Below are 19,895 nucleotides of genomic sequence, written 5' to 3'. Positions count from 1 at the left end.
GCGACAGGCTCACCGTGCTGACCGATCCGGACGGGCCGCTCACCCTCCAGGACGCAGACCGGGTCGACTCCGGCGGCAAGCTGACCGCGCTCGTGCTCGGCTGGACCGCGATCGCCCTGCTCGCCGGGTGGCGCGGTCACGTCCGCCGCCGCACCGGCCGCGACGACACCCTGGTGATCTAGTGGCCAGCTCGTTCAGCGGGCCGCGCGGGCGCCTGCTTCCTCGGCGACGCTTACCGGCAGGGCGAACCGGGTGAAGTGGTCCGCGCCGACGAACGAGGTGATGCCGGCGACCCGCTCGCCGCGCAGCGTCAGTACGGTGATCGACCAGCCGTGGTGGGCCTTGGTCCGATCATCGCCCAGATAGAACGCGACGGCCGGCTGGCCGTTCGCGCTTGTCGGCAGGGACCGCCAGCTGGGGCAGATGCCGAGCGGTACCTCGGCGGCGAAGTCGGTGACGGCGTCGAGTCCGGCGTACCACTCCGCGAGCGGCGGCATCGACCAGGTGACGTCCTCGGTCAGCAGCGCCAGCAGGGCGTCCATGTCACGGCGTTCGAACGCCGCCGCGAACGCGGTGACCACCTCTCGCAGCCGGGCGTCACCGATGTCGCGCAGCGTCTGTTGCTGCGACAGCGCCGGCACCCGCTCGGCGACGATCCTGCGGGCCCGCGCCAACGCCGAATTCACCGACGTGGCGGAGGTGGCCATCATCGCGGCGATCTCGGCGACGGAGTAGCCGAGGACGTCGAAGAGCAGCAGCGCGGCCCGTTGGTTGCCGGGCAGGTGTTGCAGGGCGGCCACGAAGGCGAGTTCGACCGCCTCCCGCTGCTCGTAGCGGGCGTGCGGACCGAGCGGTCCGGCGGTGATTCCGGTGTCCGGGTACGGGCCCAGCCAGGCCACCTCGGTCCGGGCGACACCGAGGACGGCCTGGTCGCTGGACGGCCCGAGATCGACGGGCAGGGCACGCCGACGGCGCGTCTCGACGGCGTCCAGGCAGGTGCGGGTGGCGATGGTGTAGAGCCATGACCGCAGGGGTCCGCGACCCGCGTAGCGGCCGACTCCCCGCCAGGCCCGCAGCAGGGCCTCCTGGAGGGCGTCGTCGGCGTCGTGCGGGGAGCCGAGCATCCGGTAGCAGTGCCCGTGCAACTCCCGACGCAGCGGCGCGACCAGCCGGCCGAACGCGGCCTCGTCCCCGGCACGCGCCCGGACGAGATCCGGATCCTCGGCCTCGGGCGACATCCCGGCGACCTGTTCGAAAGAAGGGTCGGTCACGAGCGACGATTCTGCCCGACGCCGGGAGTCTTCTCTCTCGACAGGGCACGACTACCCCGTTCGCAGCGCCCCGACCGTACGGGCCCGGCGCGACGGCGGCCACCACAGGAGGTCCACCGCATGACCGAGCAAACTGCCCGACACGACCGCGCCGCCGTCTGGTCGCTGGTCCACGCGGAACGGGCGGCGCTGGCCGACGATCTCGCCGGCCTGACCGTTGACCGGTGGAGCACCGCGTCGCTGTGTACGGGACTGACGGTGCGCGAGGTCCTCGCCCATCTCACCGCGGCGGCGAGTCTCACCCCCACGCGCTGGATGCTGGGCGTTGTCCGGTGCCGGTGGGACTTCGACCGGCAGGTGCTCATGCGGCTCAGAGAGCAACTTGGCGACACCCCCGAGGACACCCTCGCCCGGTTCCGTCGGGTCGTCACCAGCACCACCAAGCCGCCCCTGCCGGTGCTGGCGATGCTCGGTGAGCAGGTCGTGCACGGCGAGGACATCCGCCGCCCGCTGGGGCTGGACCACCCGTACCCGATCGAGACGGTCACCCGGGTCGCCGAGTACTTCGCCGGCTCCGACCTCACCGTGCCGGCCAAGGGCCGGATCCGCGGGTTGCGTCTGGCGGCGACCGACGGGCCCTTCACCACCGGCTCCGGACCGCTGGTGTCCGGTGCCACGCTCGCCCTGACGATGGCGATGACCGGGCGTCGGGCCTACTGCACGGACCTGACCGGCGACGGTGTCCCCCTTCTGCTCAGCCGTTGCGCCGCTGCGTGATCCGACCGGGCCAGCGGTTCGGTGACACCAACGGCACCACTGACCGTTAATGGGGCGTCCTCGTGTTGGCCGTTGACCCGCGCACTCCGCCGTGCCCTTCGACCCGTACGGCTGACCGGCCGCGCGCCGGGACCGGCCGTACGGTCAGCGGTTCTGGCGTTCGATGCCGCGACGGACGAGGTCACGGATGCCGGGCAGGGTGATCGCCCGGATCGTGACCTCGTTCAGCCAGACGTGCAGGTGACTCGGTGGGGCGTACTGGTACATGCCCCGGCGGGCGAGCGCCTGCCGCTTGACGACCTCGGCACGCAGGCCGGTCTCCCACTCGGTAAGCGCTGGCCGGATGTCGTCGCCGTGCCGTTCCAGGGCGGTACCGAGCCGGTCGGCACCGGCGAGCGCCAGGGCCGCGCCGTGCCCGGCGAAGAGACTGACGCACCAGGCCGCGTCACCGAGGAGAACCGTCCGGCCGGTGCTCCACCGCGGCAGGTCCACCTGGCTGACCCGGTCGAAGTAGGCGTTGGCCGGGTCGGCCTCCAGGTCACGCAACGCCTCGGGTACGCCGCCGGCCAGGTCCCCGAAGGCTGCGCGTAGCGCGGGCACCGGCCCGCGTTCCAGTTCCCGGTCCGGGTCCGCGCAGCGGTAGGTGAAGAAGGCCGAGGAGCGTTCCGGACCCAGGTTGACGATCGCCGCCGTACGTCCGGGACCGATGAACGTGGTGGCCGACGACGCGGGCACGGCCTCGGGCGGACGCCGGAGCGGAAGGGCCGCCACCACGTACGGCAGGTCGACCCGATGACCGGAACCGAACAGCGTCGTCCGGGTCGCGGAGTGCACGCCGTCAGCGCCGACGAGCAGCTCGGCCACCTCGGTCGTGCCGTCGCTGAGCCGGACCACCACCCGGTCGGTGTCCTGGTCGACGGACTCGACGGTGGTGCCGAAGCGGAGGTCGGCCCGGTCGCGGACCGCTTCGTACAGCGTGTCCTCCAGATCGCCCCGGAACACCGTCATGGTGCGGGGGCCCAGTGCGGCCTCGGCAACGACTGAGGGCACCGTGAGCTTCGGCCGACCGTCGGCTCGGACCAGCACGGTGGTGAACAGGCCCAGCGCGCGCTCGGCGAGGGCGGGAACCAGATCGAGCCGCTCGGCGGCGGCGTAGCCCCCGCCGAGCAGGTTCACCAGGTAACCGCCGCTGCGCCGGGCCGGGGCACGTTCCACGACGATCGGCTGCCAACCGTCGCGCGCCAGTCGCAGGGCGGTGGCGAGGCCGGCTATGCCGGCACCGACGATCACCGTTCGCTTCATTCGGACCCCCAGGTATGAGCGTTTGCTCAAATATGATGAGCGCATGCTCATCCGAACGCAAGTTGCGTAGACTGCCGGCATGCCACGCGGAGTCGCCATCACCGAACCTCGGCAGCACCTCTTCGCCGCCGCGGAACGCGTGATCGCGGCAGCGGGGCCGAGCCAGCTCACCAGCCGAGCCGTGACCCGCGAGGCCGGCGTCGCCACGGGGCTGCTGTTCGCCCACTTCGCCAACTTCGACGACTTCCTGACCGGTTACGCGGTCGACCGGAGCTTCCAGATCGCCGCCAACGCCGCCGGGCTTGCAGAGCGCGCCGGCACCGGCACCGTCGACGCGAATCTCAGCGAGGCGATGCTCGCCACCCCGATGATCACGCTGGTCGCCGTCACCCGGCTCGTCGCCTACCGGCCGACCCTGACGGAGGCCGTCGAAGCGGTGCTGGGCAGTGGGAACGCCGCGCTGCCGGCACTCGAACGCGCGGTCGTCGGATACCTGGCCGCCGAACGACACATCGGCCGGCTGCCCGCAGCCGCCGACACCGAGGCGCTGGCGGTGGCGGTGGTCGGAGTCGTGCACCACATCGCTCTCACCGACGGAGACGACCCGGCGGCGGCCGACCGCATCCGCCGTGCCATCACGGCCCTGACGACCGCAACGACGGTGAATGCCGTTGCCCGACGTGACGACGGCTCGTAGCGTCGCCGGGTGACCGTTGAGGTGCCGTTCCGTTCCCTCGCCATCGATCAGTCGGACGTCCGCTACCACCACGGCCCCGACTCCCACCGACGCCCGGGCACGCCGACAGGTCAGACCATCGAGTTCGACTGGAAGCACAGCAACATCTATCCGGGCACGTCACGGAGATTCTGGATCCACCTGCCGGCCCAGTACGACCCTGCGCGGCCGGCGTCGCTGATCGTGTTCCTTGACGGGCAGTGGTACCTGGATCCGACTGGGGAGGTCCGTGGCGCGATCGTCCTGGACAATCTCATCCACCACGGTGACATCCCGGTCACCGTCGGCCTGTTCGTCGACCCTGGTGTCCCCGTCGACGCCGAGCATACGAAGAACCGCAACGTCGAGTACGACGCGTTCGACGACCGCCTCGCCACGTTCCTGCTTACCGAGATCATCCCGCAGGTCACGAGGCGCTACTCGATCGCAGCGGACCCGGACCGGTGGGCCATCTGTGGCGGCAGCAGTGGCGGCAATGCCGCGTTCACCGCCGCCTGGCTACGCCCGGACAAGTTCCGGCGGGTGCTCTGCTGCCTGTCCAGCTTCGTGCAGATGCCCGGCGGGAATCCGTACCCGGAACTCATCGCCAGCGTCGCCCGCAAGCCAATACGCATCTTCATGCAGGCCGGTCATCGGGATCTGCACTGGAACGAGCCGCACCGGAACTGGCTCGCCCACAACCTGCGTGTCGCGGCTGCCCTGGCCGAGGCCGGTTACGACTTCCGGCTCGTACTCGGCGACGGTGGGCACAGCCCCAACCACGGCGGCGTCCTCCTGCCCGACGCGCTGCGCTGGCTGTGGCGGCCGACCGACACCTGACCGGACACGCTCGGCCACGAATGACGAACACGTCGGACCAGGACGACGGCCATCGTGGCCGGCCACGGGCACCCTCCGTCGGGAGCTACTCGATCGGCCTCGGCGGGAGGTCGGGCGTCGCGGCCAGCAGCAGCGCCGCCCCGGCCGCGAAGACGGCCGCGCCCAGATAGACCGAGCCCGGTGACGCGTACGTCAGCGACCAGCCGAACGCCGCTCCGGCCGTGACCGGTACGACGGTTTCCGCGATGGCGCCGATGCCGGTCAGCGCGCCCTGCACGGTGCCCTGCTCGTCGGCCCGGACTGTGCGGGAGATCCAGGACTGTGCGGCGACACCGGCTAGCGAGCCGAGCACGCCGACCGCGCACAGGAGATAGAGCAGCCACGGCGCTGACACGAACGCCGTGCCGAACAGCGAGGCGAAGCCGAGAAGGGCACCGGTCACCGCGGCGCGCCTGTCGCCGAAACGCCGCACCACCGGCCCGACAGCTCGGGCCTGGTAGACCACGGCGGCGAGCGCGGAGACGGCCAGCACGACACCGATTTGGGTGGTGCTGAAGGAGAACTGGTGGGTGAGGAAGAACGTCCAGGTCGACTGGTGCGTCATCCGGGCGACGTCGGCGCAGAAGCGGGCACCGGCGAGACGGCCGAGCACCGGCCGGCGCAGGACGGCGGCGACGGCGCCGACCGGGTTCGCCAGCCGTAGGGTCAGCGGGGTGCTCGGATCGCCGGGTCGTGACTCCGGCAGGACGAACCAGCCGTACGCGACGTTGGCGAAGCAGAGCGCGGCGGCGGCGACGAACGGCAGGCGTACGTCGACAGCGCCGAGCAAGCCCCCGAGGAGCGGACCAGCGACGAAGCCGAGCCCGAACGCGGCGCCGATCAACCCGTACGCCTGCGCCCGCAACCCTGGTTCGGTGACGTCGGCGATGTAGGCGTTGACCACGGTGGACGTTCCCGCGCACGCACCGGCGGCGGCGTGGAACACCAACAGGGTCCACGGGCTGGGCGACGCGGCGTGGGCCAGCCAGTCGACGCCGAGGCAGGTCAACGACGCGAGCAGCACCGGACGCCGACCGTAGCGGTCGGACAGCCGCCCGAGCAGCGGCGAGACCACGAACTGCAACAGGCCGTAGACCGAGCCGAGCAGCCCGGACCAGAAGACGGCGGCGGCGGCGTCCTCGGTCACCGATGTCATCAGGGCCGGCATGATCGGCACGATCAGGCCGAGCCCGAGCATGTCCAGGAAGACGGTGCCGAGGAGGAAGGTGACGGCGGGCGCCCGGCGCATTGCGGCTCCTGAGTGTCGAGAGGGCAGGGCCCCCTCGCGACTCACGGTCCGCCGAAAGTACGGAGGATCAGAATATGTGGGCCGTCAAGCCGTTTTTGACGGTCGTCCAATTTGTTCCGACATTGATGGCTTCCCTCGGACGCCATCGGTGGGCGGCCGCTTTCCTGGGTGACCGATGATGGGTCCGTGACCGAGACGAAGTCCGTGATACGCAGGACCAACCTTCCCGCGTCGAGCGCGGAGGGGGCGTGGGAGGCGCTGGTCCTCGAGGTCGGAGAGCCGACCCGACCGGCGCTGCGGGTGGAGGCGACCGGGTGCGGCCTGCTCGTGCTGCGGCACGGCGACGCGGTCCTGCTGCTGGCCAGCGTGACTGACGACCGCTTCGGCGTCGCGTACGCCTCGACGGGGCACCACCACCCGCCGGTGCCACCGATCCGCGCGGCCCGGGCGGCGGCCTTCGGCACCGCAGACGCGGGCGGTGCCTGGCTGGCACGGTGGGCTCATCACTTCGCCACCGCGCTTACCGGGACCGCCGACGGCCCGCTGCACGCGGGTCGCTGGGTGATCGGCGGCGAGGTCGCGCACCCGGACGTCCGTGCGACACAGCGGCAGGTACCTGTCCCGTTGCCGCCCGGCGAGGGCTGGATCGACTGGTTCGGCGGGGACCGGCAGCGGCAGATCCTGCCGCTGCGCCCGCTGGCGGACCCGGGCGACGGGCGGGTCAAGGCCTATCGGAAGCAGTTCCGGGACGGCGTGCTCCCACCGGTCCTGCTCTGGTGGATCAGCGGCCTCGACTGCCACGTCGTGCTGGACGGTCACGATCGGCTCGTCGCCGCGCTCGCCGAGGGCGGGTCGCCGCCGCTGCTCAGGCTCTCCCTGGTGAGCCAGCGCCAGGTCGACGGTGACACGGACACCGTGGTGCACCGCTATGCGACGACCACCGAGGCCGTACGGCACCAGGTGGCCGGGGGCACGCCCGGCGCGGCGGAGGCCCTCGCCGCCGTGCAACGACGTTTCGCCCGCGAGCTACAGAGCGTCGGAACCGGTTACGGCACGACCCGTGCCTGGCCCCTGCGGGGCGGCCCGCCAACCTGGCACCGGCTCGCCGAAGCGCAGGCCCCGGACTGGCACGCGGAGATCGCAGCGGCGGACGACGGGTACGGTCGGCGCCCGCCCCCCGAGGCGCCGACCGCACCTCAGCCCTTCACGCAGATCACCTGCTTGAGGTGGGCGACCACCTCGACCAGGTCATCCTGCTGCGCCATCACCTCGTTGATGTCCTTGTACGCGCCGGGAATCTCGTCGACCACCCCGGCGTCCTTGCGGCACTCCACACCCGACGTCTGCGCCGCCAGGTCCGCGGTGCTGTAGGTCCGCTTCGCCTGGGCCCGGGACATCCGCCGGCCCGCCCCGTGCGAGGCCGAGCGGTAGCTCCAGTCGTTGCCCGAGCCACGGACGATGTACGAGCCGGTGCCCATCGAGCCGGGGATGATGCCCAGGTCACCGAGGCCGGCACGGATGGCACCCTTCCGCGTCACCAACACGTCCACCCCCTCGTAGGTCTCCTCCGCCACGTAGTTGTGGTGGCAGCTGATCGGCTCGTCGTAGCTGACCTGCGGGAACCGGTCCCGCATCAGGTTCATCAGAACGGCGAGCATGACGGCGCGGTTGCGCCGCGCGTACTCCTGCGCCCACCACAGGTCCCGGCGGTAGGCGTCCATCTCCGGCGTGCCCGCAAGGAACACCGCCAGATCCCGGTCCGGCAGGTCGGCGTTGTGCGGCAGCCGGCGGGCCACCGCGATGTGCCGTTCGGCCAGTTCCTTGCCGATGTTGCGCGACCCGGAGTGCAGCATCAGCCAGACCCGTCCGGCGTCGACGCCACCCTGTTCCAGGCAGACCTCGATGAAGTGGTTGCCGCCACCGAGGGTGCCGAGCTGCCGGCGGGCCCGCGTCTCCAGTTGCGCCACCCGCCGGTCGAGGTCGGTGAAGCGCCGCCAGAAGTCATCCCAGCCGCGCTGTTCCAGCCCCCGTACCCGGCGCGGGTTCACCGGCTCGTCCCGCTGGGCGAAACCGACCGGAATGGCGTCCTCGATGGCCCGGCGCAGCCCGGCGAGGTCGTCGGGCAGGTCGGCGGCGGTCAGCGAGGTACGCACCGCCGACATGCCGCAGCCGATGTCGACCCCGACGGCCGCCGGTGAGACCGCCTGCCGCATCGCGATGACCGAGCCGACCGTGGCGCCCTTGCCGAAGTGCACGTCGGGCATGACCGCGACGCCCTGCACCCACGGCAGCGCGCCGATGTTGCGCAGCTGCTTGGCGGCCTGCGGCTCGATGCCGTACGGGTCGGTCCACACCCGCACCGGCGCCCGCGTTCCCGCGAGCAGGCTGAAGCCCATGGTGAAGTTCTCCTGGTCCTGAGGCGAAGCCCGCCGATCATGCACCTGTGGTCGGCGACATGCAGCTTTTGTGCCAATTTGGACAGACCACAACTGCATGATCCACGGCCGCGCGGGCGCGGGTGGCGGGTTGGTGTGAGAGAAGCCGGGATCAGCCCCGGATCGGTTGGGGTGGTCGCGGGATCGTCGGCGAATCCGTGCCGGTCAGGGTCTGCCCTGCGGCGGCGTGCCGAGCGCCGGGACTACCTGCTGGTCGTCGGGAGGGCGGGTCTGCCGGCGGGGCACCACAAGCGCCGACCGACCTGGCTGCGGTTCAGTTCTCGCACGGCTCACTCCTTCCGGCTCCCGTCGTGATCGACCTGATGCCGGAAAGGCTAGGGACGGTCCGCTCCGCCCGCAATGGATATTGGACGGCGGCCGACGCCGTCGCGTCGAGGGCCTGGTCAGGCCGGTGCCGAGGGCTCCCGCTCGTCGGCGATACGGTCCAGGTGGGCGGCGAGTTCGTCGGTGACCAGCAGGTCGGTACGGATGTCCTCGTGCGGGTACGCGGCCCGACCGACCATGTGGGCCGCAACCGGGGCCGTGGCGAGGGAGAAGGCACCGACCAGCACCAGCGTGGTGATGTCCACCCCGGTGCGCAGTCGCAACGCGCACCCGACCAGCACCAGCAGCAGCCCGAGCACCTGCGGTTTGGCCGCGGCGTGCATCCGGGTGAGCAGGTCGGGGAAGCGCACCAGGGCCACCCCGGCGGCGAGGCTGAGCAGCGCCCCGGCGATCAGACAGACCGAGGCCGCCACGTCGAACACCACATCGAGGCTCACGGCTGGCTCCGGTCCGACGTGCTCGACGTGGACGCGTCGTGGCGTCGGGCGGCGAAGCGGGCGACGCTTACCGAACCGACGAACCCGAGCACGGCCAGGACGACAAGCACCGGCAACGCGGTGGCGTCCCGGCTGTAGGCGGCCTCCGTGGCGATCGCCGCGACGATGATGGCCAGCAGCACATCGGTGGCCACGGCCCGGTCGAGAATCGACGGCCCGCGGATGACCCTGGTGAGGGTGAGCCCGCCAGCCACGGCGAGCAGCACGGTGACGGTCACGGCAACCGCGGTCATGCGGGTACTCCTTCCCGGTCAGCCGGATTTTCCCGGATGCGGCGCAACTCCTCGGGTGAGCCGATGGCCTCGACGATGCGGGCCTCAAGCTCGAACACGCCTCGGCGGAATCGTTCGACCTCGTCCCGGCTGGCCACGTTGAGCACGTGGATGTAGAGCGTGCCGGTCCGCCGGTCGGCCTCCAGGATCAGACTGCCCGGCAGCAACGACAGCGCCTCGGCGGCGAGCGTGAGATTGAGGTCGGTGTTCACCCGCAACTGCACCGCGATGATCGCGCTCTGCGGGGTGTGTCCGACCCGCAGCGCCAGCCAGGCGACCTGCGCCGAGGCCACCACGAGGTCACGCAGGAAATGCAGCCAGAAGCGGAGCATCGGCAGCGGGTGGATGCGGCCGGCGTAGGTCACCGGCGGCAGCGGGAAGACGGCCAGCAGGACGGCGGCGACCAGCAGGCCACTGATGATGTTGGCCCAGGAGAGCGTGCCCCAGAGCAGCACCCAGACGGCGACCAGCGCGGTAACCGCGATGACCTGGTTACGTCGCCGGGCCGCAGGGGTCAGCGGCGGGCGCGGTGGGTCGGTCGGCTCCGCCGGGGTCATCGGTTCGGGCCTCACGGCGCACCTCCCGGGAAGACGGCATCGACGTAGGGCGTGCGGCGCAGCAGGTCGTCGGCGGCGTCGGTGCTGAGGTCGAACAACGGGCCGGCGACCACCGTCAACACCAGGCCGAGCACCACAAGCGCGAGCGTCGGCGCGATCATCAGCTTGGGCAGCACAGCGCCTGGCTGCCCGCCGCCACCCCGGTCCGGCTCCACCGCGCCCTCGGTGCGGGCCGCCTGCTCGGCGTCGTCGTCGGCCGGCATGTCCGCGTGCGGCGTCCGCCAGAAGGCCAGGTTCCACACCCGGGCGATGGCGTAGAGGGTGAGCAGGCTGGTGATCAGTCCGCCGGCCACCAGGATCCAGGCCAGCACACCACCGTCGTCGACGCCCGCCTGGATCAGGCCGAGCTTGCCGAGGAACCCGGAGAACGGTGGGATCCCGGCGAGGTTCAGCGCGGGCACGAAGAACAGCACGGCGAGCAGCGGCGACAGTCGGGCCAGACCGCCGAGCCGGTCCAGAGCGGTGCTGCCGCCGCGGCGTTCGACCAGGCCGGCGGCGAGGAAGAGGGTGGTCTGGATGGTGATGTGGTGCACCACGTAGAAGATCGCCGCGGACAGGCCGAGCGACGAGGTGAGCCCCACCCCGAAGAGCATGTAGCCGATGTGGCTGATCAGCGTGAACGACAGCAGCCGCTTGATGTCCGACTGGGCGACCGCGCCGAGGATGCCGACCACCATGGTCAGCACCGCCGTCACCAGCAGGAGCGTGGCGGTGCGTCCACCGGGAAACAGCAACGTCTCGGTACGGATGATCGCGTACACGCCGACCTTGGTGAGCAGGCCGGCGAAGACCGCGGTGACCGGGGCCGGTGCCGTCGGATAGCTGTCGGGCAGCCAGGCCGACAGCGGGAAGACCGCCGCCTTGATGCCGAAGGCCAGCAGCAGCATGCCCTGCAACACCAGGCGCAGGTCGTCCGGCAGGGTGTCCAGCCGCTCGACGAGTTGGGCGAGGTTGAGCGTGCCGGTCGAGGCGTAGACCAAGCCGATCGCGATCAGGAAGATCACCGAGGAGAGCAGGCTCACCACCACGTAGGTGGTGCCGGCGCGGATCCGGTTCTCCGTGCTCCCCAGGGTCAGCAGGACGTAGCTGGCGACCAGCAGGATCTCGAAGCCGACGTAGAGATTGAACAGGTCACCGGAGAGGAACGCGTTGCAGACACCGGCGGTCAGCACCAGGTAGGTCGGGTGGTAGACCGACAGCGGGGTCTCCTCGTGGCCGTCGGCCATGCCCTGGCCGATCGAGTAGACCAGCACGCAGAGCGTCACCGCGGCCGAGACCACAAGCATCAGCGCGGCCAACTGGTCGGCGACCAGCACGATGCCCAACGGGGCGACCCAGCCACCGACCTCCACCACCAGCGGGCCGTGCAGGCTGGACTGCACCAGCAGCGCCGCCGACACCGCCACGGTGGCGGTGAGCACGGTGAGGCTGACCCACCGCTGGGCGTGCGGACGACCGAGCAGCAGCAGCGTCAGTGCCGCGCCGAGCAGTGGCATCACCACCGGCAGCGGAACGAGGTACGTCATCCGGCCCGACCTGCTTCCACCACGTTGGCGACGGGCCGGGCGTCGCTGGCCGATTCGTCGTCGTCACCGTCACCGGTGCCGCCCTCGATGTCGGCGGTGCCCGGTCCCTCGTCGCGGATCGCGAGATCCATGATCCGGCGGTCCTCGACGTCGTCCTGCACCTCGTCGTGTCCGTTGAGGTGCCAGCTGCGGTACGCCAACGCGAGCAGGAACGCCGTCATGCCGAGGGTGATGACGATCGCGGTGAGGATCATCGCCTGGGGCAGTGGATCACTCATCTGCTCCGGATCGGTGGTGCCGACGATCGGCGCTCCACCGGCCCGCCCGCCGGTCAGCAGCAGCAGGTTGGCGCCGTTGCCGAGCAGGATGACGCCCATCAGCACCCGGGTGAGGCTGCGTTCCAGCAGCAGCGTCACACCGGCGGCGACGAGCACGCCGACCACGATCACGTACGTGAGGTTGGCGCTCACACCAGCTCCTTTTCCCGGCTCTCGGCGGTCTCGGTCTCGGTCTCGCTCTGCCGGTCCATCTCCGCGCCGAGACTGCGCAGGATGTCCAGCACCAGACCGACGACGATCAGGTAGACACCGACGTCGAAGAAGACCGACGTGACGAAGTGGACGTGCCCCAGCACCGGCAGGTGGAAGTCGAGGACCGCGCTCTGCAGGAACTCGCCGCCCAGCAGCATCGCGCCCACGCCGGTACCGACGGCGACGAACAGCCCGGCACCGAGCACCACACCGGCGTCGACGGGCGCCGCGCCGTTGAGTTCGGTACGCCCGCCGGCCAGGTAGCGCACGGCCAGCGCGAGACCGGCGACCAGCCCGGCGGCGAAGCCACCACCCGGGGCGTTGTGCCCGCTGAACAGCAGGTAGATGGAGAAGAGCACGATGGCGTGGAACAGCAGCCGGGTCACCACCTGGAGGACCACCGACTGTGCCCGGGTGGTGGCACCGGTGGTCAGCCAGCGGGGCCGGGTGGACTCCGCCCGGCCGCTGCCGGGGATGTCGGCCCGCCGGTGCAGGTCGCCGGCCCGCCGGAAGATCAGGCTGGCCACGCCGGTGGCGGCCACCACCAGCACGGCGATCTCACCCATCGTGTCCCAGGCCCGGATGTCGACCAGGGCCACGTTGACGATGTTCTTGCCACCGCCGTACGACACCGCCTCGTCGGGGAACCCCACCGAGACCGGAACGGCCTGGCGGGAGCCCGTGGCGACGTACGCCATGCCGGCGGTGACCGCGCCGACGGCGACGCCGATCGCGACGCGACCGCGCCGGCTGGAGCGGATCGGCCGCTCCGAGAACTTGACCGGCAGGCGGCGCAGCACCAGCACGAACATGACGATGGTGACGGTCTCCACCAGGAACTGGGTCAGCGCCAGGTCGGGTGCGCCGTGCAGGATGAACAGCAGCGCGGTGCCGTAGCCGGCGACGCCGACCAGGATCATCGCGGTGAGGCGGCGCAGGGCGCGGGCCGCCAGCACCGCCGCCACGATCACCACGGCGGCGGCGACGCCCTGTAGTGGGGTGTCCCAGACGTGGAACCGCTGCGGCCAGGGCGCACCGATCAGCAGTGCCCCGCCGGGCAGCAGCACCAGCACCACCAGGATGACGCCGAGGTAGAACGGCAACGAACCACGCTGGGTGGCACCGGTCAGTTCCACCGCCAGCCGGTCGACGGCACCGATGACCCGCGTGTAGCCGGTGGCGCTGTCGAAGGGCAGCCGCAGCGTGGCCCGCACCCGTTCGCGGCGCAACAGGTGGAACAGCCCGACGCCGCCGGCCACCGCCAGCACCGACAGCCCCAGTGCCGGGGTCAGCCCGTGCCAGAGCGCCAGGTGGTAGCCCGGCTCGGCGCTGGGATACAGATCGGCGTACGGGGCGAGCAGCCGGTCCACCGCCGGGGCGAGCAGTCCGGCCGCGGCTCCGGCGAGGGCCAGCGCCGCCGCCGGGGCCAGGAACGGCCACGAAACGGGCGCGATCTCGGTGGCCGGGGTGTCCGGCTTGGCGGCGAAGGCTCCCCAGAGGAACCGCAGCGTGTACGCGACGGTCAGTGCCGAGCCGAGGACCACGCCGGCCAGCACCACCAGATCGGGCCCGCCGCCGTGCAGCAGCGCCTCGACCGCGGCTTCCTTCGCGACGAACCCGGCCATCGGCGGCAGACCCGCCATCGACGCCGCCGCGAGCCCGGCCACCACGGCGAGCGCCGGTGCCCGCCGACCCAGCCCGCTGAGTTCACGCAGGTCCCGCGTGCCGGCGGCGTGGTCGATGAGCCCGACGGTGAGGAACAGGGTGGCCTTGAACAGGGCGTGCGCGAGCACCATCGCCGCACCGGCCAACGCGGTGTCGCGGGTGCCGCCACCGAGGATCACCATCAGCAGGCCGAGCTGGCTGACCGTGCCGTAGGCCAGCAGCAACTTGAGGTCGACCTGGCGCAACGCCGCCCACCCGCCGAGGAACATGGTGATCAAGCCGGCGGTCAGCAGCACCGGCCGCCACGGGGTGACCCCGGCGACCGCCGGCCCCATCAGGGCGACCAGGAACACGCCGGCTTTCACCATGGCGGCGGCGTGCAGGTACGCGCTGACCGGGGTCGGTGCCGCCATGGCGCCCGGCAGCCAGAAGCTGAACGGGAAAATCGCCGACTTGCTGAGCGCGCCGAGCAGGATCAGCACCACGGCGACGGCGAGGTAGCCGCCGTCGGGCAGGTTCCCGGCGATCTCGGACCAGCGGTAGCTGCCGGCGTGCTGGCCGAGCATGACGAACCCGGCGAGCATCGCCAGGCCACCGAGCGTCGTCACCAGCAGGGCCTGCATGGCGGCCCGCCGGCTGGCCCGCTTCGCCGGGTCGCTACCGATCAGCAGGTACGAGAAGACGGTGGTCAGTTCCCAGAACACGTACAGCAGCAGCAGGTCGTCGGAGACCACCAGGCCGAGCATCGCACCGGCGAAGGCGACGAAGACGGCGGCGAAGCGGCCGAGACCGGGATCGTCGGTGCGGAAGTAGCGGGCGCTGTAAGCCAGCACCAGCGCGCCGACCCCACCGACCAGGACCACCATCAGCCAGGACAGCGTGCCCATCCGGAGGGCGAGTTCCAGCCCGAGTTGTGGCACCCACGGCATCGTCTCGACCACCGGCGTGCCGTCGCGGACCCCGTTGGTGTGGGTGAGCGCCCAGATCAGCGTCGCGCCCGGTGCCAGCGCCACCAGGTAGAGGGCGTTGCGCCCCCAGAGCCGTACCAGCCCCGGGGCGATCACGGCTGTCAGCGCATGGACCGCCACGAGTGCCAGCACACAGCCTCCCCAGAGATCATCAGACGGTGTAACGACCCTATCCGGTGCCGGCCGTTATCCGCATCCGTCGTGATTCTGATCAAACGCGGACGCGTACCGCTCGACGGCGGTCACTACCTTCCGACGCGCCGCGGCCGTCCGTCGTCGCGGTCGATGCGCAGTTCCCGCTCCAGCTCGACGATGAGCGTACGCAGGTCGTCGAGGCGTTGGCTGATCGCGATCCGGTCCACCTCGTCGGGCACGCCGTCGCCGTCGGAGTCGTAACCGGGGCCCAGTCCCTCGGTCATCTCCAGCCGACGCGCCTCCTCCATCGAGTTGACGAAGACCGCCACCAGGATGTTGAGCAGCAGGTTCACGGTGATCACCACGTAGCTGCCGTAGTAGAGCACCGTCCAGGGCGAGAGCTCCATCCCCTGCTCGATGAGGTCCGGCAGCGTCTCCAACGACAGCAGCACGAACAGCGTCAGCAGGGATCGGCCGATGTCACCGTACTGCTCCGGATAGACCTCGCCGAAGATCAACCAGCCGGCCATGCCGTACACGTAGAGCGTCACCACGGCCAGGGCGAAGAATCCACCGATGCCGGGCAGGCTGCGCCACAGCGCGGAGACGATCGTACGCAGGCCGGGTGAGAACCGCACCAGCCGTACGATCCGCAGCACCCGGACCACCCGCAGCAGCGCCGAGTCGCCGTGCAGGCCGGGGATGAAGATCGCCGCGATCACCAGGAAGTCGAAGACGTTCCAGCCGTGCCGGAAGAAGTCCTGCGGGCGGCGACCGTACGCCAGGATCCGGATGGTGATCTCGATGACGAAGACCACCCGGAAGGCCCACTCAAGCGCGTGCAGCGCGGTGCCGGCCGGGCCCAGGTCAGGGTAGGTCTCCAGGCCGAGGACCACCCCGTTGGCGAGGATGAACCCGACGATGGTGATCTCGAAGGTGCGGGACGCGGCGAGCCGGCCGCAGAATTCGAACAGCGCGGCACCACGGGTGGTGCGGGCCGGCCCGCCTCGCGGAGCCGGCACGGGCCTACCCCTCATCGTGCGACCGGCCCCGGTGCGACCACCGGGGCCGGTGCGGCCACCCACCGTGCGTCGTCGGCGTGCTGACGTACGGCAAACATGGGCGACAGCCTACGGGGCGACGAAGGGCGCGCTCAGCCGCCCAGCCGGCGCACCATGTTCATCACCGTCTCCACCTGGGCGCCGCCCTTGATCGGGTAGTTGGTGGCACCGAGGTAACCCCACCAGTCCCAGCAGCCGTTCGGGTTGCTGGGCACGGCGATGGCCTGCGGGTACAGCACGATCGTGGCGTTGGTGTCGGCGTACTGGTTGAGGTTGGCCCGGTCCACGAAGGCGGTGCCGACCCGACTGTGGCCCTGGAGACAGCCGTGCAGCGCCACCAGCAGTCGGCAGCTCGTCCCCGACGCGCAGGACGACGGGACGTAGGCGAAACCGTTGCCGTCCATGCTCAGGCCGTTGGCCCAGCCGCCCACCGCGAAACTGTTCTGGCTGAACCGCACAAGCGTGCCGCCGAGCGGCCCGGTGTTTGGCGGTTGGACCGACCCGAAGAGCTTGCGCAGGAAGGTCTGCTGCGGGTCGGTGCCGCAGTCGTTGAGGTACGGCGCGGCAGTGGCCGTGCAGCCCACCGTGCCGTAGGGCGTGACCCAGCCGTGTCCGGCCGCCGAGCCGCTGTCGTACTGGACGCTGGCGCCGAAGTGCTGCTGATAGCGGACCAGGTCGTCACTGACCGACCGCTTCACGGTGCCGTCGGATCCACCGTGGAAGACGTAGACCGGCTCGCCGGAGAGCCCGCTGACCGGGTCGACCCAGCCATATCCGGCCCAGGTCCGGGTGTACGCCTGGAGGGCACTCAGGTGGGTCGGGTAGATGTTGTCGCCGCAGCCGTACAGCGCCTGCGCGACGTTGTTCTGCGCGCAGTAGTAGGGTCCGGCGGCGAACAGCGCCGCTCCCCTGATCCGTCGCGAGTACGCCACCTGGATCTGGTTGGCCAGGTAGGCGCCGGAGGAGACGCCGGCGACGTACACACCCGAGATGCGGTAGGTCGACAGGCTCCCGGACACAGGCGCCTTGGTGTCCGGGGTGCCGGCAGCGTGGGCGGGTGCCACCGGCGTGAGCAGCAGGGCCGCGACGGCGGCGGCGAGCAGCCGCGAGACAGGTCTGATCATGACGCTCCCTGTGATCGGTGAGCGCCGGCGGTGGTGTCGGCGTACGGCGACGCTAGCGTGACCTGCGTCACCGCCGACATGAGCGCAACCCACACCTCGTGAGCCCACACAATGGTGCCGGTAGCTGTCCCGGCCTCTCCCCCGACCACGGCGACCCCACCCCTCCGCCCGTAGTGGTGAAATCTTGGACAGTTCCCGTTCGGCACTAACCGTTCGGCGCTAACGGAAACTGTCCAAGATTTCATGTTTCCGTTCCAGCTGCCGGGACGGGAGACTCCGCTAGGCGGCGTCGGTCGACGGCCTTCGCGCCATCGACGGGGTCAGTCGGTCGAGGAGCGGGTCACCGGCAGGTCGAAGTAGGTGTCCGGCCAGGGTTCGTCGCGGAGTCGGAAGTGCCACCACTCCCGGTCGTAGCCGACGAAACCACCGTCGGTCATCAGTTGCCGTAGCTGCCGCCGGTTCTCCCGTGCGGTGCGACCGACGCGGTCCGAGTCCGTGTGCGACAACGGGTCGAAGCAGTCGAAGCCGGTGCCCATGTCGACGCTGTTGTCGGCGAAGCGCTGCGTACGTGGGGCGGTGCAGTCCAGCAACGGCTGGCCAGGTTCGAAGCGGTGCTGCTCGGGTGGCGGCACGTCGACCAGGGTGACGTCCACGGTGCTACCCCGGCTGTGTGCGCTGGGTACGCCGAGATACCCGCGATCCACCAGCTCCGCCTTGGCCACGCGAGGGTAGAACTCGGCCTTCATGGTGTCCTGCCCCGGCTCGCGGGCCCAGTTCAGGAAATCGTCGGTGGCCCGCTGTGGGCGGTAACAGTCGTACACCTTGAGGCTGCGCCCGACCGCGAGCGCCGCGTCCTGCACGCTGCGCAACGCCTCGGCGGCGCGGACGGTGAGTAGGCACAGCGGTTCCGGATAGCCGTCGACGCGGCGGCCGACGAAGTTGTACGTCGTGGCGTACCGGATGTCGGTGAGAATGCGATGGTCGACATCGGACAGCACGACGAGGCCCGGCGACACCGACGGCGCGGGTGGTGCAGGTGCCGGCTCCGGTTCGTCGTCCCGTCCGCAGCCACCGGCGATGACCGCCATTGTCACCGTCACCGTCAGGCTCACCCGGGCGAGGGAGCGCGACGATGCCAGGCGCGGCGGCGTACGCACCGGGTCGCCCCTCGGCCAGCGCCGTCGCCGCGTCACCTCAACGTCGACCGGCACACGTCCCGGCGGTGCGGTGCCGCCAGCGACGTCGGCCGACCAGACCGCCCGCGAGCAGCGTCACCCCGACGGCGAGGCCGATCAGGGAGGCCGACCGCAGGCGACCGGCCAGAGTCGCCGACCGCGTTGTCTCCGCGCCGGACGCGCCGCCGGGCAGCGCCTGCGGGGGTACGGAGGCAGGTGGGGCCGAGGCGGTGGCCGCGCCCGGGCTCACCAGTACCCCCACCGAGGCCGCCGGGGGCAACTCGAATCCCCAGTCGAGCAGGGCGGCGCCCTGTTGCCAGCCCCGCTTGTCGATCACGTCCGCACCCAGCAACGTCACCACCAGCCGACGTCCGTCCCGCTCGGCGATACCGACGTAGGTGTGCCGGGCCAGATCCGTGTAGCCGGTCTTGCCGCCCAACGCGCCGGGATAGTGGTAAAGCAGCTGGTTGTCGTTGTCGATGGTGAAGCCCTTGGCACGTTGCCTCCGCTGGGCCGGGATGGTCGCCTCCCGGGTGGCCACGTAGCGCCGGAAACGCGCGTCGGCGAAACAGGCCCGGGTGATCAGGGCCAGGTCGTACGCGCTGGTGAACTGCCCGGGACCGTCCAGTCCGGAGGGGGTCGCCGCGTGGGTCTGGTACGCACCGAGCTGGCGGGCCTGCTCGTTCATCGCCCGCAGCCCGCCGGCCATGCCGTCCGCGCCGCCACCCAGGCGGGCCAGCGCGTTCGCCACCTCGTTTCCCGAACGCAGCAGCAGCCCCAGCCAGAGCGTCTCCACCCGGTACCGGCCGCCCGCCACCAGCCCCACCGCGGAGCTTCCCGGTTCGATGTCGAGATCACCCGCGGTGATGGTGACGACGGCGGCCGGATCCAGTCTCGGCAGCATGGTCGCGGCCAGCAGCAGTTTCTGCACGCTGGCCGGGGTCGCGTACTCGTGTGGACCGCAGCCACCGAGCACCTCGCCGGTGTCCAGGTCGGCCACCAGCCACGAGGCGGCGGCCACCTTCGGCGGTTTCGGTACCCCCGGAGGCACGACCAGACCGGGCGTGGCCAGCCGGGGTCCGCCGATGGCTCGCTGCACCGGGTCCGGGGAGGGCGTCACCGGAGGTGTGGGACCGGGAGCCGGCGGTGCCGAGCGCGGGCACGGCACGGGCGCTGCCGCGTGGGCGTCAGCGACAGGCACCAGGGGCGTCGTCAGCAACGCGGCAGCCACCGCCACCGTAAGTGCGGAAGCTCTCACAATGAGCGACACTATCGGGTGAATTCCGACGAGTCCCGCGAATAGACCAGCACCCACCCCACCCTCACCCCACCCGCCTCACCCCCAACCCGAC

General features: G+C 71.1%; 18 protein-coding genes. 4 read left to right on the top strand and 14 right to left on the bottom strand.

Annotation, left to right across the window (positions count from 1 at the left end):
- The first annotated feature begins 14 nt into the window (after positions 1-14).
- Complete coding sequence (locus AB0J93_RS11245) at positions 15-182, top strand: hypothetical protein (RefSeq protein ID WP_363920616.1); 168 nt, start codon at positions 15-17, stop codon at positions 180-182.
- A gap of 12 nt (positions 183-194) precedes the next feature.
- On the opposite strand, the gene AB0J93_RS11240 is transcribed toward AB0J93_RS11245, so the two are convergent.
- Positions 195-1,271 (bottom strand): sigma-70 family RNA polymerase sigma factor, encoded by a 1,077-nt coding sequence (locus AB0J93_RS11240; protein WP_363920614.1) that lies wholly within the window; start codon positions 1,269-1,271, stop codon positions 195-197.
- A 120-nt stretch (positions 1,272-1,391) separates the two neighbouring features.
- Between AB0J93_RS11240 and AB0J93_RS11235 the strand changes: the two genes are divergently transcribed.
- On the top strand, positions 1,392-2,048 hold the full coding sequence (locus AB0J93_RS11235; RefSeq protein ID WP_363920612.1) for a maleylpyruvate isomerase family mycothiol-dependent enzyme: 657 nt from the start codon (positions 1,392-1,394) through the stop codon (positions 2,046-2,048).
- Between the two features lie 144 nt (positions 2,049-2,192).
- Here the strand turns inward: AB0J93_RS11235 and AB0J93_RS11230 are convergent, their stop codons facing one another.
- Positions 2,193-3,350 (bottom strand): FAD-dependent oxidoreductase, encoded by a 1,158-nt coding sequence (locus AB0J93_RS11230; protein WP_363920610.1) that lies wholly within the window; start codon positions 3,348-3,350, stop codon positions 2,193-2,195.
- A gap of 79 nt (positions 3,351-3,429) precedes the next feature.
- Here AB0J93_RS11230 and AB0J93_RS11225 point away from each other — a divergent pair, with 79 nt between their 5' ends.
- On the top strand, positions 3,430-4,047 hold the full coding sequence (locus AB0J93_RS11225) for a TetR family transcriptional regulator (protein ID WP_363920608.1): 618 nt from the start codon (positions 3,430-3,432) through the stop codon (positions 4,045-4,047).
- A 9-nt stretch (positions 4,048-4,056) separates the two neighbouring features.
- Positions 4,057-4,905 (top strand): alpha/beta hydrolase-fold protein, encoded by an 849-nt coding sequence (locus tag AB0J93_RS11220; RefSeq protein WP_363920606.1) that lies wholly within the window; start codon positions 4,057-4,059, stop codon positions 4,903-4,905.
- A gap of 85 nt (positions 4,906-4,990) precedes the next feature.
- Here AB0J93_RS11220 and AB0J93_RS11215 read toward each other — a convergent pair whose 3' ends face one another.
- The 12 genes from AB0J93_RS11215 to AB0J93_RS11160 all read right to left on the bottom strand — a co-directional run bounded on the left by AB0J93_RS11215 (position 4,991) and on the right by AB0J93_RS11160 (position 19,780).
- Positions 4,991-6,193 carry an MFS transporter gene (locus tag AB0J93_RS11215; protein WP_363920604.1) on the bottom strand — a complete coding sequence of 401 codons (1,203 nt, stop codon included), beginning with the start codon at positions 6,191-6,193 and terminating at the stop codon, positions 4,991-4,993.
- A 1,196-nt stretch (positions 6,194-7,389) separates the two neighbouring features.
- The gene (locus AB0J93_RS11210; protein ID WP_363920602.1) at positions 7,390-8,589 is read right to left on the bottom strand and encodes an RtcB family protein; all 1,200 of its coding nucleotides are present in this window, start codon (positions 8,587-8,589) and stop codon (positions 7,390-7,392) included.
- Between the two features lie 443 nt (positions 8,590-9,032).
- Positions 9,033-9,410 (bottom strand): monovalent cation/H(+) antiporter subunit G, encoded by a 378-nt coding sequence (gene mnhG / locus AB0J93_RS11205; RefSeq protein ID WP_363920600.1) that lies wholly within the window; start codon positions 9,408-9,410, stop codon positions 9,033-9,035.
- Positions 9,407-9,703 (bottom strand): monovalent cation/H+ antiporter complex subunit F, encoded by a 297-nt coding sequence (locus AB0J93_RS11200; RefSeq protein ID WP_363920598.1) that lies wholly within the window; start codon positions 9,701-9,703, stop codon positions 9,407-9,409. The genes mnhG and AB0J93_RS11200 overlap by 4 nt, the downstream gene beginning before the upstream one ends.
- Complete coding sequence (locus tag AB0J93_RS11195) at positions 9,700-10,314, bottom strand: Na+/H+ antiporter subunit E (protein WP_363920596.1); 615 nt, start codon at positions 10,312-10,314, stop codon at positions 9,700-9,702. Before AB0J93_RS11195 ends, AB0J93_RS11200 begins: the two co-directional genes overlap by 4 nt.
- The gene (locus AB0J93_RS11190) at positions 10,311-11,885 is read right to left on the bottom strand and encodes a Na+/H+ antiporter subunit D (RefSeq protein ID WP_363920594.1); all 1,575 of its coding nucleotides are present in this window, start codon (positions 11,883-11,885) and stop codon (positions 10,311-10,313) included. The genes AB0J93_RS11195 and AB0J93_RS11190 overlap by 4 nt, the downstream gene beginning before the upstream one ends.
- Positions 11,882-12,355, bottom strand: coding sequence for a Na(+)/H(+) antiporter subunit C (locus tag AB0J93_RS11185; RefSeq protein WP_363920591.1), 474 nt, complete (start codon positions 12,353-12,355; stop codon positions 11,882-11,884). The genes AB0J93_RS11190 and AB0J93_RS11185 overlap by 4 nt, the downstream gene beginning before the upstream one ends.
- Positions 12,352-15,180, bottom strand: coding sequence for a Na+/H+ antiporter subunit A (locus AB0J93_RS11180; RefSeq protein ID WP_363920589.1), 2,829 nt, complete (start codon positions 15,178-15,180; stop codon positions 12,352-12,354). The genes AB0J93_RS11185 and AB0J93_RS11180 overlap by 4 nt, the downstream gene beginning before the upstream one ends.
- Before the next feature lie 113 nt (positions 15,181-15,293).
- The gene (locus tag AB0J93_RS11175) at positions 15,294-16,205 is read right to left on the bottom strand and encodes an ion transporter (RefSeq protein ID WP_363920587.1); all 912 of its coding nucleotides are present in this window, start codon (positions 16,203-16,205) and stop codon (positions 15,294-15,296) included.
- A gap of 131 nt (positions 16,206-16,336) precedes the next feature.
- Entirely contained in the window at positions 16,337-17,368 is a 1,032-nt protein-coding gene (locus tag AB0J93_RS11170; protein WP_363920585.1) for a PHB depolymerase family esterase, read from the bottom strand.
- A gap of 320 nt (positions 17,369-17,688) precedes the next feature.
- Complete coding sequence (locus AB0J93_RS11165) at positions 17,689-18,480, bottom strand: M15 family metallopeptidase (RefSeq protein ID WP_363920583.1); 792 nt, start codon at positions 18,478-18,480, stop codon at positions 17,689-17,691.
- 82 nt (positions 18,481-18,562) lie between these two features.
- Positions 18,563-19,780, bottom strand: a complete 1,218-nt coding sequence (locus AB0J93_RS11160) for a D-alanyl-D-alanine carboxypeptidase (RefSeq protein ID WP_363920899.1) — start codon at positions 19,778-19,780, stop codon at positions 18,563-18,565.
- Between the last annotated feature and the right edge of the window lie 115 nt (positions 19,781-19,895).

The sequence above is a fragment of the Micromonospora sp. NPDC049374 genome, assembly GCF_040677165.1.
GTDB lineage: Bacteria > Actinomycetota > Actinomycetes > Mycobacteriales > Micromonosporaceae > Micromonospora.
Note: the sequence above shows the minus strand (reverse complement) of the source record. Positions and strands in the feature narration are given on the sequence as shown.

Excerpts from the sequence above, each read along its gene's own strand:
- AB0J93_RS11210 (WP_363920602.1), bottom strand. The coding sequence starts at position 8,589 with ATGGGCTTCAGCCTGCTCGCGGGAACGCGGGCGCCGGTGCGGGTGTGG.
- AB0J93_RS11225 (WP_363920608.1), top strand. The coding sequence starts at position 3,430 with ATGCCACGCGGAGTCGCCATCACCGAACCTCGGCAGCACCTCTTCGCC.
- AB0J93_RS11170 (WP_363920585.1), bottom strand. The coding sequence starts at position 17,368 with ATGATCAGACCTGTCTCGCGGCTGCTCGCCGCCGCCGTCGCGGCCCTG.
- AB0J93_RS11190 (WP_363920594.1), bottom strand. The coding sequence starts at position 11,885 with ATGACGTACCTCGTTCCGCTGCCGGTGGTGATGCCACTGCTCGGCGCG.
- AB0J93_RS11235 (WP_363920612.1), top strand. The coding sequence starts at position 1,392 with ATGACCGAGCAAACTGCCCGACACGACCGCGCCGCCGTCTGGTCGCTG.
- AB0J93_RS11200 (WP_363920598.1), bottom strand. The coding sequence starts at position 9,703 with ATGACCGCGGTTGCCGTGACCGTCACCGTGCTGCTCGCCGTGGCTGGC.
- AB0J93_RS11215 (WP_363920604.1), bottom strand. The coding sequence starts at position 6,193 with ATGCGCCGGGCGCCCGCCGTCACCTTCCTCCTCGGCACCGTCTTCCTG.
- AB0J93_RS11230 (WP_363920610.1), bottom strand. The coding sequence starts at position 3,350 with ATGAAGCGAACGGTGATCGTCGGTGCCGGCATAGCCGGCCTCGCCACC.